Source organism: Haloferax sp. AB510 (assembly GCF_024136985.1).
GTDB lineage: Archaea > Halobacteriota > Halobacteria > Halobacteriales > Haloferacaceae > Haloferax.
This window is the reverse complement of record NZ_JAMYJY010000214.1, coordinates 1-1,147: the sequence shown is the minus strand read 5'-3', so window position 1 is coordinate 1,147 and position 1,147 is coordinate 1. Positions and strand designations below refer to the sequence as shown.

The following is a 1,147-nucleotide window of genomic DNA, read 5'->3' as shown; positions in this document are numbered from 1 at the left end:
CCGACGGCGCTCACGCCGACGACCACGGCCGCGAGCGCCCGCGGGTCCGCCGCGAGCGGGCTGACAACCTCTAGCCAGACGAGTCCGAGCAGGCCGACGACGCTCGGCCACGACCCGAGTCGGTCGGGGTAGGGCCGCGACAGCCTCTCTGCCGCCGCGAATCGTCCCCGAAGCGCTGCGCCGAGCGTCCGCCACGGGTTCACAAGCGGCCACGCGTTCCCGACGAGGTAGGTGACCATCGTGAATCCCGCCCACCAGCCGACCCAGACGAGCAGGACGCCGAGGTTAGCGATGCCGACAGGCGGCCCGAACAGCCCGAAGGCGACGACGAGGACGAGCGCGGCGACGCCGAGTAGTCTGAGCGCGGCTTCCGCGGTCGCGACGCCCCCAGCCAACCCTCCGATTCGGACACCCGCGCGTCCGAAGGCGTCGAGCGTCTCGTCGTCGGTGACGAACGCCGACAGCAGAAAGGAGACGCAGACGACGCCGCCGCCGGAGACGACGACGAGCCAGAACGGGGCCGGAACCGAGCGGAGCGACCCGGCCAGCGAGCCGGCGTGCGCGAGCGCCGGAGTGGAAAAAGCGACCGAGGCGACCGCGAACGCGGCGAACCGGACTGCACCGCGTCGAGCCGCGGCGCGGACCTCCCTCTCGGCGCGCCGGCTCATCGTCGCGCCCGCTCCGCAAGCGACGGTCCGAACGCGAGCAGGGCCACGGCGGCGACGAACACCAGCGTCGAGATATCGACCGAGAGCGCCTGGAGCGCGCTCACGACGCCGGTGCCGCCGGCCGCGCCCGCGGCGAGGCCGCTGACGAGCGGGAAGGTACAGCCGACGCACGAGACGAGTCCGAGCGCCCCCGAGAGCGCGCTCTTCGCCGCGTCGAGGACGGCGGCGTAGACGAGGTACGCGAGCGCGAGGTAGCCGGCGACGCGGTACGGGACGAACGTCGCCGAAACGACTTCCCCGGCGTACCCGACCCGCGGCCCCCACCCCGGCGCGGCGAGCGAGAACTGCCAGCCGGTCTGGTGGTGCGCGGTGGTGTGTCCGTGAGTCCCGCCGAGGAGCGCGGCGAGGTCAACGGACACCAACCCGGCCAGCGACGCGAGGACGAAGAAGTACGCGGCGGCGACCGCGCCCGCGACGAG

1 protein-coding gene and 1 pseudogene are annotated in these 1,147 nt (G+C 73.7%); both read right to left on the bottom strand.

The genetic code is table 11. The annotated features are described in order from the left end of the window. Positions 1-668 (bottom strand): annotated as a pseudogene (locus NKF06_RS20615) (hypothetical protein); the annotation flags it as partial. After that, positions 665-1,147: hypothetical protein (locus tag NKF06_RS20610; protein WP_253246464.1), on the bottom strand; the 483-nt coding region annotated here is incomplete at its 5' end. The gene NKF06_RS20610 and the pseudogene NKF06_RS20615, both read right to left, overlap by 4 nt.